10 protein-coding genes and 1 riboswitch are annotated in these 13,927 nt (G+C 52.9%); of the genes, 3 read left to right on the plus strand and 7 right to left on the minus strand.

The window, feature by feature from the left end:
- Positions 1-278 (plus strand): transposase (locus BLR64_RS25815; protein WP_208607235.1); only part of this gene is annotated, 278 nt, incomplete at its 5' end.
- Positions 279-433: 155 nt separating this feature from the next.
- On the opposite strand, the gene BLR64_RS25820 is transcribed toward BLR64_RS25815, so the two are convergent.
- Positions 434-4,042 carry an LPXTG cell wall anchor domain-containing protein gene (locus BLR64_RS25820; protein ID WP_167360783.1) on the minus strand — a complete coding sequence of 1,203 codons (3,609 nt, stop codon included), beginning with the start codon at positions 4,040-4,042 and terminating at the stop codon, positions 434-436.
- Between the two features lie 287 nt (positions 4,043-4,329).
- On the opposite strand from BLR64_RS25820, the gene BLR64_RS25825 reads away from it, so the two are divergent.
- Positions 4,330-5,085 carry a YwaF family protein gene (locus BLR64_RS25825; RefSeq protein WP_090719026.1) on the plus strand — a complete coding sequence of 252 codons (756 nt, stop codon included), beginning with the start codon at positions 4,330-4,332 and terminating at the stop codon, positions 5,083-5,085.
- A 92-nt stretch (positions 5,086-5,177) separates the two neighbouring features.
- Here BLR64_RS25825 and BLR64_RS25830 read toward each other — a convergent pair whose 3' ends face one another.
- From BLR64_RS25830 to BLR64_RS25855, 6 genes are all read right to left on the minus strand, one after another.
- A complete protein-coding gene (locus BLR64_RS25830) occupies positions 5,178-5,609 on the minus strand; it encodes a peptidylprolyl isomerase (RefSeq protein WP_090719028.1) in 432 nt (143 codons plus the stop codon).
- A 146-nt stretch (positions 5,610-5,755) separates the two neighbouring features.
- Positions 5,756-7,090: a diaminopimelate decarboxylase gene (gene lysA / locus BLR64_RS25835; protein WP_090719030.1), complete on the minus strand. Its 1,335-nt coding sequence runs from the start codon at positions 7,088-7,090 to the stop codon at positions 5,756-5,758.
- 197 nt (positions 7,091-7,287) lie between these two features.
- Positions 7,288-8,964 carry a spore germination protein gene (locus BLR64_RS25840; RefSeq protein WP_415841194.1) on the minus strand — a complete coding sequence of 559 codons (1,677 nt, stop codon included), beginning with the start codon at positions 8,962-8,964 and terminating at the stop codon, positions 7,288-7,290.
- Between the two features lie 813 nt (positions 8,965-9,777).
- Positions 9,778-10,203 carry a stage V sporulation protein AB gene (locus BLR64_RS25845; RefSeq protein WP_090719032.1) on the minus strand — a complete coding sequence of 142 codons (426 nt, stop codon included), beginning with the start codon at positions 10,201-10,203 and terminating at the stop codon, positions 9,778-9,780.
- Positions 10,200-10,859 carry a stage V sporulation protein AA gene (locus tag BLR64_RS25850; RefSeq protein WP_090719034.1) on the minus strand — a complete coding sequence of 220 codons (660 nt, stop codon included), beginning with the start codon at positions 10,857-10,859 and terminating at the stop codon, positions 10,200-10,202. Before BLR64_RS25850 ends, BLR64_RS25845 begins: the two co-directional genes overlap by 4 nt.
- Before the next feature lie 192 nt (positions 10,860-11,051).
- Positions 11,052-12,020 (minus strand): DMT family transporter, encoded by a 969-nt coding sequence (locus BLR64_RS25855; RefSeq protein ID WP_090719036.1) that lies wholly within the window; start codon positions 12,018-12,020, stop codon positions 11,052-11,054.
- A gap of 125 nt (positions 12,021-12,145) precedes the next feature.
- Positions 12,146-12,295: riboswitch (FMN riboswitch) on the minus strand.
- A 203-nt stretch (positions 12,296-12,498) separates the two neighbouring features.
- Here BLR64_RS25855 and BLR64_RS25860 point away from each other — a divergent pair.
- Positions 12,499-13,671, plus strand: coding sequence for a substrate-binding domain-containing protein (locus BLR64_RS25860; RefSeq protein WP_090719038.1), 1,173 nt, complete (start codon positions 12,499-12,501; stop codon positions 13,669-13,671).
- The last annotated feature ends 256 nt before the right edge of the window (positions 13,672-13,927 follow it).

Here is a 13,927-nt window from a genome sequence, read left to right on the forward strand (position 1 = left end):
AGTCCAAAAACCACCGAAAAGTGGTAACCCGGCATGTCTGGGAGGACAGCAAGGATTGGGTCCGGAACAACCGGCTCAGCAAGTCAGGCAAGCAGTTGTATCGCAAACGAAAAGAAACCATTGAGCGAAGCTTCGCGGATGCTAAAGAGCTCCATGGGTTTCGCTATTGCCGGTTGCGCGGACTACCAAATGTCAGGGAACAAGCGCTGATGACGGCAGCTGTGCAGAACATGAAGAAGATGGCGATCCACCTGGATCGCCGGGAAAAACGGGGTTAATCCCCTCATTTTCCCGTTTGCAGGTCGTTATTGAAATACAAAAGAAACCCATGTCATTTAAAGACCTGGGTTTCTCGACAATCTGAAAGCCTGCGGCATATATCGCCGCAGGCTTTCTGCTGTAGCTGACCATGGGATCAGCGCATTTGAATGAATTACTCCTGATTACGTCTGCCTCTGAACACCCGGTTCAGCACAAGACCTGCCGCAATCAAGCCAAGCCCTGCCAGATAGATCGGGAGCGGACTGCTCTCGCCGGTCTGCGGCAGCTGGCCGTCAACCCCGGGATCCGTTACAGTCCCTCTTGGAATACTGTCATCATCGATATCGACAACCGGAGTATCCGTATCAGGACTGCCGCTGTCAGGGTCGCCTCCGCCAAGCGGAATCTCATCGTCAACCGGAATTTCTACAGTTCCCCCACCAGGGGATTCCGGTGAAGCTGACGGCCCCGGTGTTGCTGCCGGAGGAGTGATTGCCGGACCGCCCGGAATCTCATCATCTACAATAATTACACCCGGCACTTCAGTACCCGGAGGCGACGTACCCGGTGTTCCTCCCGGAATTGCCGGTGTCGGAGCAGGTGTTGCTCCCGGTCCAGGTGATGTCGTTGCGGTAGGTGCCGCTGACTCTGTAGGTACCGGTGATACCGTTGGTACTGGTGATGCTGTCGGCGCCGGTGATCCGGTTGCAGCCGGCGTTTCGGTTGGAGCGGCCGTCGGTGATGGCGTTACCGTTGGAGCTGGTGTTTCCGTCGGTACAGCTGTCGGTGATGGCGTTACCGTCGGAGTTGGTGTAGCTGTCGGCTGTACGGCAGTATTGTATACGGTCAGGTTAATCCCTGCCACCGAGCTTATGGTCACCGGATATTCTCTTGTATCCAGTACATACCCGCTCGGCGCCGCTGTCTCAATCAGAATATAGCTGCCAAGCCAGATATTGTTGAACACTGCACTGCCTGCCGCGTCTGTCGTACGGGTGTTAACCAATACGCGCTCAGTCCCGTTCAGACGGTACAGCTCAAAGGTCGCGCCTGCCAGCACCTTACCCGTGTTCTGGGCGTCCAGCTTGCTGACGGTCAGTGTGCCCCGCTCCCCGCTGCCTGTGCCCGAGCCGCTGGATACACCGACAATGACCTCTGTCGTTGTATTCTTTTCAACATTAACAACATTATTTCCGGTGAATTTCGCGGTGTTGGTCACCTTATCGCCTGTCTTCGCTGCAATCAGCGACTGATACTCCAGGATATAAGCCCTGTCGATGTCACGGGCAAAGCTTAGTTCAAAGCTCTGTCTGCCATCGTCATCGGCCAGTACCTGCAGGGTGTAGTCCACACCTTTTACCAATTCAGTCCTGCTCTTCGTAATATCACCGTTCACAGCAGCTATTCCTTCATAGAGACGGAAAGAATCCGGCAGCAGAATCTGATTGATACTTGGCGTATCAATAATCTTGGCATCCTTAACATGGGACTGGCTGCGGTTCACTGCAAGGGTCCAGTCGATCTTTTCCCCGTTCTGCAGCCCGCTCTTCAGGACATATTCTCCGCCGTGCGGAATCGATACCGATGCGGTCAGATCCCTGGATACCTTTTTCTCACCGTCCAGCAGATGTGCCGTGTTGACTACAGTGCTGCCGATAAGCTGGCCGGCCAGAGTAGTCTTAAAGACAACGGCATATGCTTCGCTGATGCTTTTTGCGAACACGATTCTAAGCTTACCATCGTTACCTGCGTAGTAGGAGTACGCGCTGCTGCCCAGTTCGGCCCCCAGCGTATAATCTCCCTTGGCATCCACATTCAGCTTATAAACCTTCAGTGAATCCGGAACCAGTCTCTGCCCGGCGGTCAGCACATCGGATACAACAGGAAGCTTTACCTCTTTGGCGGTATAATTGACGCCTACCGTCCAGGTCAGCTCCTTGCTGGAGGCATTATACACACCGGCTTTGAAACCGTTGTTCTTCCACTCACTGCGCGGAATAAACCTACCGTCCGCACTTGTACTCTGCTTAATACCTTCAATATCGGTCCAATCAATCTTGGCTGTGTTAATAAAATCGTCGGTGTTTCCGGTCAGCCAGTCATTACTGAAATAGGTAGTGTAGCTGATGGTGTAGGACCCGTTAATCGGGTTTTTGAATTTAATTGTGAAGCCGGCATTAGGCAATACCGGTGATGCGTATTCCAGCGTATATGCTGATTGATCAAGTACTGTATTGCTGCTGTTCCGTACAACGATTGTTTCCGGAATCAGCTTTTGGCCGCCCTGAGGAAAGAAGTCTGTAACCACAACATCCTTCATCGGATGGTTATCGCCGTTCAGTGTAATTTTCCAGTTCGCAGTATGTGCTGAATAATTTGCCCCGGAGAATGTTTTGTAGACGATAATAGGCCTTACAAGCTGCGTTGCCGATTGGCTGTATGTGCTGTCTGAAACGGTATTGGTAACGGTATGGTCCTTGAATACCCGCCCAACCGCTTCGGTTTTGTATTCAATCCGGTATGCGGAACTGATGCCGGTATTGAATTGCAGTTTGAAGCCCTGCTTGTTTTCCACTCCAGCAATGGCAGTTACTGTGTAATCCGTATTCTCGGTTAACGCGGTCCCCTTGGTCGCTTTTCCTGAAGAATCCAGCGTCACCGGATATACTTTAAGCGAACCGGGCACAAGCTGCTGGGTATCGTCGAACAAATCCGTGAGAACTGCGCTCTGCTGGGGGATGCTCTTCAGGTTGTAATTGTATTCGATAGCCCAGGTAATGACCTGAATGCCCCAGTCATAATGGATCGCCTGCTTTTTCAGGCTGCCGCCGCGCTCCACATGGACTGTCGCCGAAGCACTGGCCGGATCACGCCCGTCTCCTGTAAAGGTGGCGGTATTCGTATAGCTGGCCTCATCCCCGATAATTCCGGTTGTATACGTGATGCGGTAAGCTCCGTTAATAACAGGATCGGCAAAACGTACGGTAAGCACTCCGCCGGCAACTTCGGCAGCATACTTGCTGCCATCCACCAAAGCCCCCTGCTGTACTGTGCCGTCAAGCTGCACATTCAGCTGGTAGACAGCCAGCGTCACAGTGCTGTCCAGCGACAGGCCGGCCGGGATAGGGTCGGTTAGCATGGCATTGGTTACCGGCTCCAGTCTTTTATTCACATCAACGGTCCAGTCAATCCTGTCGGCATTGAAGCCGCTGGCGGTGCCTGTCTTGGCAATCGTTGAGCCGACCTCAGGCTTGAACGTAACCGTTATGGTCTGAGCTCCTCCGTTAACCGGGAAAATAATCTGCTCGGTCGTGCTTCCGCTGACCTTGGTGCGGTCAAACTTGGTGTTCACCCGCAGCGTTCCGTGCACATTGCCATGATTCTCAATGTAACTGCTGAAGGTCATCGCTACTTCATGTGTAGCTTGGCTGACAGTAAAATCGCCCGCCTGCCCGTCATCCGAGACAAGGGTGCCGCTGATGTCATTGTACAGCTTGAACTGTTCAGGCAGCTTGAAGGTAAAGGTGTCTCCGGCGCTGTAGCTGTGTCCGTCGGGAAGCGCCCATGTATAGTCCAGCGTTACATTCGAGTTCACATCATAGACGCTGTCCGTAACGGTGCTTCCGTCAGGTCCGTATACGGCCATGGACACACTGGTAATGATGTCCGTCTCATGTTCGATCGCTTCTGCCTTAACCTGTGTAATAAACCCGATTCCATAAGCGTATTGCACAAACAGCATTAGAACCGCAATAGCCAGACTGAACCTCTTTTTTATCATTCCCCGGTATCCCCCATTCCTGAAATTCATTTTAGCTCTCACTTAGGATTCTGTTTAAGATGGCGCCGAATCCCGCTGGTAATGGCACACTCCGCCCCAAGGCCAGTTATGTATATCGGTCAAAAACCGTCCATCTTATGTAAACAAGCAGAATTCCTTCCTTTTCTGGTCAGCTTGAGCGTTATATACTTATATCACCTAACTATATAAGCTTAGAATCAAAAAATGTTTAAAACAGGAATATTTATTTTTTGAAAAGCAAGCTTTAGAACGAGGGAGCGAAATTAGTGGATCTGACTACCTTTTTTGGACGAAAACACGAGAGCGATTTCATTATGTTCACGGCTCCGCATTTCCTGACCCTGGCTTGCGCCGCTGCACTTTGCCTGCTGCTGTTCGCCGCAAGGTTTGCACTGCGCACCCGCCCGCTTCTACGAAACCAGGTCCGCTGGCTGCTGATTATCGTCCTGCTGGCTTCAGAAGCCGGGCTCCATGCATGGTACCTGTCTCACGGCATCTGGAGCAGCCGCCAGTCACTGCCGCTGGAGCTGTGCGGAATTACATTGCTGCTGTCGGCGGTTATGCTGCTGACCCGCAGCCGGCTGCTCTACTCTTTTCTGTATTTTGCCGGGATCGGCGGGGCCTGTATCGCCCTTCTGACGCCTAATCTGGTCTATCCTTTTCCTCATATCCGTTTCCTGCTGTTCTTTACGGCTCACGCGGCAATCGTGCTGTCCTCCCTGTTCATGACCTGGGCTTACGGATTCCGGCCGACCTGGCGGTCGCTGCTGTTCACGATGCTCTGCCTTAACCTGATCGCCGTCATTGTTTTTGCGCTTGATAAGCTGCTCGGGGCCAACTACATGTTTTTGGCTCATAAGCCCGGCACCTTCTCCGTTCTCGACTACTTTGGCCCTTATCCTTATTACCTGTTGGTGGAGGAAGTATTTGCTCTCGTCATTTTCCTCATGATGTTCCTGATCTTCTTCAAGCTGCCGGAGATGATCAGAAGCCGGAATACATCCCGGAGCAGAAATATATAAACACGGTTGTACAAAAAACAGCACCGCCCTGGAAAAACCAGTGCGGTGCTGTTTCATCATCCGAAAAGAGCGTTGTCCCTGAAACGGAAGGATTAAGCTTCGATAATTTCGACCGAAGTCATTTTGTCGCGTCCCTGGAAGCTGTCAACCAGCTCCATGCCTTGTACAACTTTACCGAATACAGTGTGTACTCCGTCAAGGTGCGGCTGCGGTGCGTAGCAGATGTAGAACTGGCTTCCGCCAGTGTTTCTGCCGGCATGCGCCATAGCCAGTGTTCCGCGCTCATGCTTGTTAGGGTTGATCTCGCAGTTGATTGTGTAACCAGGACCGCCTGTGCCCGTACCGTTAGGACAGCCGCCCTGAGCCACGAAACCAGGGATAACGCGGTGGAATACCAGACCGTTATAGAAGCCGTCGTTAGCCAGCTTCTCGAAGTTTGCCACAGTATTAGGAGCATCGTTTTCAAACAGATCGATCAGCACTACGCCGCCGTTTTCGAGTGTAATTTTCGCTTGCTTTGCCATATGTAAATGACCCCTTTCAAAAGTTCAGATGTGAACACGTTTATTAGTTTACTATGAAACTGCGCACAAAGCAAAGCAAGCGGGAGGGTTCCCGCTTGCTTTGCAAACGCGCTCAGCCGGAAGGGCTGCTGCCGGAGCCACGAAACCTACTTCGTTACAGCCTTCTTGGCAATGCGTTCAGGTACAATATCGTTGACAACGATGTCACCATGACTCTCACGGCGCACAACCAGATCGCTCTCGCCATTCTGTACGAAGATTACGGCCGGACGGCGGATCCGGTTGTAATTGCTGGCCATCGAATAGTTGTACGCGCCGGTGCAGGCAACCGCGAGCAAATCACCGCTCTGAACAGCAGGAAGCTCAACATCCCAGATCAGCATGTCGCCGCTCTCGCAGCATTTGCCGGCGATGGAGACTGTTTCTTCGTTAGCTTCAGTAGCCCGGTTAGCCAGGAGCGCCTCATATTTGGATTCATAGAGCGCCGGACGCGGATTGTCTGTCATGCCGCCGTCAACGGCCACATATTTGCGCACACCCGGAATCTCCTTGTTCGTTCCCACTGTGTATAGCGTAGTTCCGGCATCGCCTACGATGCTGCGGCCCGGCTCTACCCAGATCTGCGGCAGCGAGCTGCCGATTCCGGCAAAATGTGTCTTCACTGCATCTGTAATGGCTGCGACATATTCCGATACCAGAAGAGGTGTATCACCGTCTACATAACGGATGCCGAAGCCTCCGCCAAGATTGACGACAGGGAAATCAATGTTCAGCTCTTCTTTCACCTTGCGGGTGAAATCAGCGATCCGTTCAACAGCCAGCTGAAAGCCTTCGGTTTCAAAAATCTGTGAGCCGATATGCGAATGAACGCCAAGCAGCTGCAGATTGGCTTTGTCCGACGCCTGCTGTACAGCAGCATAGGCAGAGCCGTTGCCGATGTCAAAGCCGAACTTGGAATCAGTCTGGCCGGTCGAAGCATAGGCATGGTGAGCATGAGCTTCAACGCCCGGGGTTACGCGCAGCAGCACATTTACGGTTACTTCCTTGCTGGAAGCAATGGCCTGCAAAAGGCTCAGTTCCACGAGATTATCAACTACAAAGCAGCCGATACCCGCTTCAATCGCCATTTCGATCTCATCCGGCGTCTTGTTGTTTCCGTGGAAATGAATACGCTCGGCCGGGAATCCGGCCTGGAGTGCCGTGTACAGCTCCCCGTCCGATACTACGTCCAGCGACAGCCCCTCTTCGTCAACAAGGCGGCACATAGCCATGATTGAGAACGCCTTACTGGCATATGCAACCTGGAATCCCAATCCGGACGCTCTGAAGGCATCCATATACTCGCGGCAGCGCTGACGGATCAATTGCTCGTCCATTATATATAGCGGGGTACCATATTCCGCCTTCAGTTCGGTCACATCACATCCGCCGATTTCCAGATGTCCTGCATCATTAATCCGGCTCGTCCCGTGTAAAAACATTGTCCAGTCCTCCAATTTCCGTGGAACGTCTTGATTCCACCCTGTCTATTGTATGAAATTTAATCCCCGGTGTTCCAAAAACAGGCTCCAGGCTCTAACCCGGACTTCACAGGGGCTATTTAGTGTATTCAGTATAACAGACAGAGGGAACGTCATAGAATGGACTAATTTGCAGTTGATTTGTATTTTTTGTACGCCTATTTTTCGTTCTCCTGAACAGGCGGCATTCTGGTATTATCCCGTGTTTTGTTGAAAGACGGCCTTGATTTGGAGCTGAGCACCGGCTGACGCACCAGAATAGCCCCCATAGCTTTTGCATTAAATGGTATAAACGGCCACAAATATGAGGAGTTATAGGACCGGTGAGTGGTCAGCAGAATGACCAGCAGCGTAGAGCCGATCATAAAGCCCTGTACCTGAAATGCAGCTACGGCCAGCAGCAGCGCAAGCCTGACAATCCGGTTGGCCAGACCCAGCTCATAGCTCGGGGTCGCGAACATCCCGATTGAGGCCACCGCCATATATAATACTACCTCGTTGACAAAAAGTCCGGTCTGTACGGCAATGTCCCCGACCAGTATGGCGGCGATCAGACCCATAGCCGAACCCAGCGGTGTCGGCGTGTGCACGGCGGCCATGCGCAGCAGATCGACCCCCAGCTCAACGATCAGAAACTGGCCCAGAATCGGAATCTTCGCCATTTTCTGCGGGCCGATGAACTCCAGCATCGCCGGCTTGAGCTCCGGATGGATGACCATCAGCATCCACAGCGGAAGCAGAAACATGGAGGCGAATACGCCGATGAACCGGACCCAGCGCAGATAAGTCCCCATGAACGGGGTCTGGCGGTTCTCCTCGGCATGCTGGCAGAGATCAAAGAAGGTTGTCGGCAGCACAATGACGCTCGGTGAGGTATCCACAAAGATCACAACCCGGCCTTCCAGCAAATGCGAAGCCACGGTATCGGGGCGTTCCGAATACCTTACAAGCGGATAAGGATTCCAGCCTCTGCCGACAATCGCCTCCTCCAGCTGCTTGTCAGCCAGCGGTATGCCGTCGATGTCTATGCTTTTGATTTTGTCGGTAACCGCCTGTACTTGCGTCTTGTCCACGATATCGTCGATATAAGCTACACAGACATCCGTCCGTGTTCGCCGGCCGACCTGGTGCATTTCATATTTCAATCCGGGATCGCGGAGCCTTCTGCGCACCAGCGCCACATTGCTCAGCAGTGTTTCGGTAAAACCGTCACGGGCCCCGCGCACCACCCGCTCAATCGAGGGCTCATCCGGCCCGCGTGCCGGATAAGCACGGGTATCCATAACGATGACCTGTTTTTCGCCCTCAATGAAGAACACGCTCATGCCCGATAGCACCTTGTTAATGCTCTCGCTCAGCAGCTCCCCCTTTTCCACCTGCACATGGGGGATGTATTCGGTCATAAAGCTGCTCAGCGCACCGGTAGATACCTCATCAGGCGTCAGATAGGTCAGCCGCTTCAATATTTCATCGATGATTGTGTCCTTGGCAAAGCCGCTGATGCACAGCAGAGCCGCCTTGCGTCCCCCGAAGGTCATTTCCCGGAACACGATGTCAAAAGAAGAACCAAGACCCAGCACCTCTGTCAGCGTCTTTTTGGTATCCTCCAGATGTTCCGGAATATCATCATTTCCCTGCCAGTAAATAATCGACTGCTCCAGTGAGTCCGAGCGCTCAGAATCCCGTTTCTTCTGCATCGGATCCTCTTTTTTCTCCTGCGGCTCCGCAGCCTGCTTCCGCTGCTTCTTCCCGGTCTCCCGGGCCTGCGGTCTGTTATTCTCCTCCTTATCCTGCTCCGCTCCCGGCTCCTCCTCGTCCGGCTCCTCGCCGAACAGTCTGGCGAAAAAGCCCTTTTTGCCGCTTTCCGGCTCCTCTGTGCCAAGCTCACCGGATATCTCGGCATCCTGATTACCTGCGGCTCCGGGGTCTTGTATACCGGAGGTTTCCGCCCCCTGTGTACCTGAATCATCCGTACCGGAGGTTTCTGACTGATCACTGTCATCACCAAACAAAGTGGACAAAAAGCCCTTCAGGCCGCCGCCTGTCCCTTCCTCAGCCTCCTGCCCCTCATCGCCCTCTTGCCGGATGTCTGTCTGTTCCTCCTGCCCGCTGCTGCGCTGCTCTTCACTCCCAGCACTCTCCGGCTGCGGCTTACCCGGGGATGGAGCCCCCTGTGGCGCAGCGGAGTCTTCCTCCTGGCGGGCATTCTCCGGTTGGACATTCTCCGGTTGGGCATCCTCCTGCGGGACATCCTCCTGTGGAGCACTTCCCTGTGCTGCACCCTCCGCGGAATCAGATACGCCGGAAACCTCCGGCTCCTCCTCCCCTTCTGTCTTTTGCCCCTCCTGGTCCGGAGTACCTGCTCCATCAGAGGCCTGCAGATCATGATCCCCGTAGCCGGTTGCCCCTGCATCTACGCCAATATCAGTACTGCCGTCCGCCTCCCCTTTATGCTCCGGCTGTTCCGTGTGTATCTGTTCTTCCCCCTCCGAACCGTTTCCCTGCAAATCCGCATGCCCGGGAGCAGAAGCTTTGTTGCGGCCAGTCTCCACTTGATCCCCGCTGTGTATATACCTCATCACTCCATAACCTCCTAAAAGTTCAATATGCCGCTGATTTTTTCGAAGCAGTACCTTATAGCAGCCGGATTAACGCTGGTACACAAACCAATCGAACAATGACCCTGCAACCTTTCCGCAGACCATTGCCATCAGCAGGCCGAAAAGATAATGCGTCATATGCAGCCGTTTGGCCAAAATGGGCAGCACATTCAGTACCTCTGTCAGGGCAGCGGCCAGCATGCCGACAAAAACCCCGTCAAGCAGGCCCACTCCAAGCTCAGCCAGCGGACCGGCCGCGATTTTCCAGTTCCAGAAATCACTCACCGTACCAAGCAGCGAGCCGCCGACCATCGCTCCCTCATACCAGTGCACCTTATTATAGGAGGAAGTCAGCTGGGCCAGGCGCGGAACCATATCCAATACGATAAAAAGGGCAATTACCCCCCCGCCGACGGCGATTCCGGCTGCTACCCCCAGCAGCAGATTGAGCCCGAGGGAGAGCGGAGCTGTCATGGGGTTCCCCCTCCTTTCGCGGAAGGGCCTTGACGGTGCTCCAGCTTGCTGTATTCCTCATGTACTACATAATGATCAATATTTTTTTGGTACAGGAACATTTCCACTTCAAGCGGTGTGGGCTCCTCGTTCCATTTTTTCTTGAACAGGTGATTAAAAAAAACCACCATCCCGAACCCGATTCCCAGCGAATAGGCTATCTGAAAGACATAGGGATGCTCGTCACGCCGCCCTGTCAGCATTTCCACGATCCGCACATGCACCTCCTGCATGCTGACATCGGCATGGAAATTCATGATAGTCAGCGCCGAGCCGAAGAACAGCAGCAGCCAGACGAGCATAAACAGGGCAATGGACGGCTTGCGTGCCTCTATGGGGCCTTCAATCTGTACAATGGTCCGCCCCTCTCCGATCGGCTGGATGTCGGCCCCCGGAACAAGCTCATGAATCCGCGGAATAATGGTCAGCAGATCAATCAGAATCAGATTTCCGTCGCTTTGCTCCGGCTGGAGCAGAAGAATCGAGTCCAGCTGCTCCCTAATGTCCGCAGCAGCAATCAGGTAGGCCACATCCCGCAGCATAACTCCCCGGCCTTTGGGCACCGTGATCCTGTTCTTCAGCTGTATGTAAATCGCAGGTGCCGGCTTATCCTTCATCTTCATGCACCTCCTCAAAGGATGACAGCAGAATAACGGTAGTATGGGAGAAACGCCTTATTTTTACTCCAGAGAAGCAGATTTCATCTTTGAAAAAACACAAAAAAAGATGCCTTCCCAGCCATTGCGGCTGTATGAAGACATCCTCATATTGCAGAAAGCCCTGGAGTTACTCTCCTCAGGCGTATGTGGTTAAGCTGCCTGCTTCAATTCTGTCTGCTGCTGTTTGGCCTGCTGGCTGGAAATGTAGAACAGAGCCGTCCAGATCAGAGCAAACCCGACAACCTGCGCCATGGTAACCAGCTGGTGATAGACCACCCAATTGATCAGAATCCCGGTCATCGGGAAGCTTAGCTCGGCCAGTGTGGCAAAAGAAGCCTTTGTCGTGTTCAGTCCTTTGTAGTAGAGCAGCATACTGAGCAGTCCCGGCAGCAGCGCCTGCAGCAGCAGGTTGATCGCTACAAGCGAGGTGGCTCCCAGTCCGCCGCTTACCTGCCATGGAGCACCTTCCAGTGTAGTGAGGGTGAACAGCAATGGAAGCGCCAGAATGAAGCGCAGGGAGGTTACGGTCTCATAGCTCATAGAGCCAAGCAGATAACGGCCCATAACGGTCGAGCCGCCCCACAGGGCAGCAGCACCCATGGCCATCAGGCTGCCTACGTTGACAAAGTTATTGACATGGCCGAAAGGAACCGTCCAGCCGAAGGTCAGCAGATAAGTACCGGCCAGTGCAAGAACAATCAGCAGGCCGAAGTTGCGCGGCAGGCGTTCCTTCAGAATAACGGCCGCAAGTCCGATAGCGAACACGGGCTGGAGCTTCTGCAATAGCAGTACGGCGTTCAGATCCCCGCTGGACAATGCTTTGGTGAAGAGGATTGTTGCCACGGCGGAACCGCCCCAGGACACAACGAGCAGCGCGCCCGCCTGACGGAGCCGGATGGCCTTCAGCTCGGCACGGTGACGCCACAGGACCGGTGCGGCTGCGAGAAAGAGCACTACATGCTCCAGCAGAACAATTTGAGAAGAGGTCAATGATTTCAATAAAATAATCCGGAACAGCGGGTCAACGCCCCAGAGCGCCGCCCCCAGCACAACCAGCCAGAAGCCGCTGCGGACTGGCGATGTACGCATTCCCGATGATGAAGCTGATACGTTACTCATAATTCATTCTCCTTGTCGATACAAACCCTCGATAAGAGACCAAAAAGCCCCCGAACTACCCTGTTACAGCAGTTATCGGGGGCATTTTCAATAAAGACATCAGGAATACACCTGTTGCCTTTATCTATGATCCTCTCCCATCCGGACTTTACCGTCGGCTCTGGATTGTCACCAGATCAATCAATCCCGCAGTACATGCAGTAATTGAGTCGCGGGCTTAGTTCGCTTTGAACATCACCGCCGGTCAGGAATTTCACCTTACCCCGAGAATCTTGTATTCCGTTATTTTTTTCACAATCTCAGAATAACTCTGTTCTGCCATTTCGTCCAGTCTTTTTATGAAAATTTCTGCTTTGTTTCATATCAGCATAGCAGATCCAGTCCGGGAGTTTGAGATTTTTGGAAGAAAATACTGGATTATTAAGGTATAATAAAATTATCTTTTTTCCACACTTCATTCTTTAGAAAGAGGGTCGCTGTGAAGAGATCAATCTGGTTAAATTTGCTGTTTTCTATTGTAGCCGTAGTTCCTATTGCCTTGCTGGCATTTGTCGGCTATTTCATTGTTGCACTGCTGGGCGGGTTCCGGTTCTATGCTCCGCTCTCGGCTGTGGTTGCTGCTGTGCTGTGCGCTTATATCGTATGCTCCATTTTCGGCTGGTTCACATCCCGTACCCGGGGGATTGCCTTTGCATCATTTCTGGGGCTCTGCCTGCTGGCAACCGGCGGATATGAGCTGAACAAAGCCTATGTGAACAGCCTGGCCCAGGTAAGCGAGCAGGAAGTGTCCCTGCAGCAATATCAGCCGTTTCATCCCGAGTCCAAAGTTGCCGTGCTGGAACAGCCGGCTTCCTATAAGATTACAGATAATCCGCCGCGGCTGGACGGAGCGACTGCACTGTATCCGCTCTACTCCGCATTTGTGCAGGCCGTCTACCCGGAGGATGAGTATGACCCGTATGATTTTGCAGATAATCCGGTCGTGTGTTCTTCCACCTCTTACGCATATCAGCGGCTGCTCTCCGGTGAGACGGACATTATCTTTACCGCGGCTCCCTCGCTTGCACAGGAGAAGGATGCCAAGCTGGCCGGCCGCGAGCTGGTGCTTACACCGATCGGCCGTGAAGCCTTTGTCTTTTTTGTCAACAAACGCAATCCTGTCAGCAGCCTGACCACAGAGCAGATTATGGACATCTACTCCGGGGAGCTTACGAACTGGAAGCAGGCCGGCGGCCGGAATGACCGGATCAGGGCCTTTCAGCGCGATGAAGGCAGTGGCAGCCAGTCGATGCTCCAAAAAATCATGAAGGACCGCACCCTGATGCAGGCGCCGTCTGAAGATGTGATGGATCTCATGAGCGGGATTATCTCCCGGACTTCCAGTTACCGCAATTATAAAAATGCCATCGGCTTCAGCTTCCTTTACTACGCCTCTCAGATGAACCGGAGCGACGAGCTCAAGCTGCTTGCCATTGACGGTGTTGAGCCGGATAAGGAAAGCATCCGCAGCGGTGCATATCCGTATACCGTTAACTTTTATGCGGTAACAGCGGGTCCTCCTTCCGCCAAAATGCAGGCCTTCCTGGACTGGATCGTGTCTCCGGAGGGACAGGAGCTGGTGGCCAAGACCGGCTATGTACCTGTTAACTGACTGATAAGTGTTCCATTCTAAACAATGACAAGTAGAAACGGCTTCGCCGTTCTTAAAAAGGCGGCAACCGTTTCTGCGGGAAATATCAGACCTGTATAGATGTGCAAGTTTATACTTTCTGATATTTTATTAAAAGGGAATGTTCCGGCTGTCCGGAACACTCCCCTTTTTTTGCGCGAAAGAAAATGAAATTTTTTTACAAATCGTGAAACTGTAGCTTTCACTCTCTCAATTTGAATTTATCTGTTTGAAACAT

The organism is Paenibacillus typhae, from assembly GCF_900099765.1.
GTDB classification, from domain to species: domain Bacteria; phylum Bacillota; class Bacilli; order Paenibacillales; family Paenibacillaceae; genus Paenibacillus_AQ; species Paenibacillus_AQ typhae.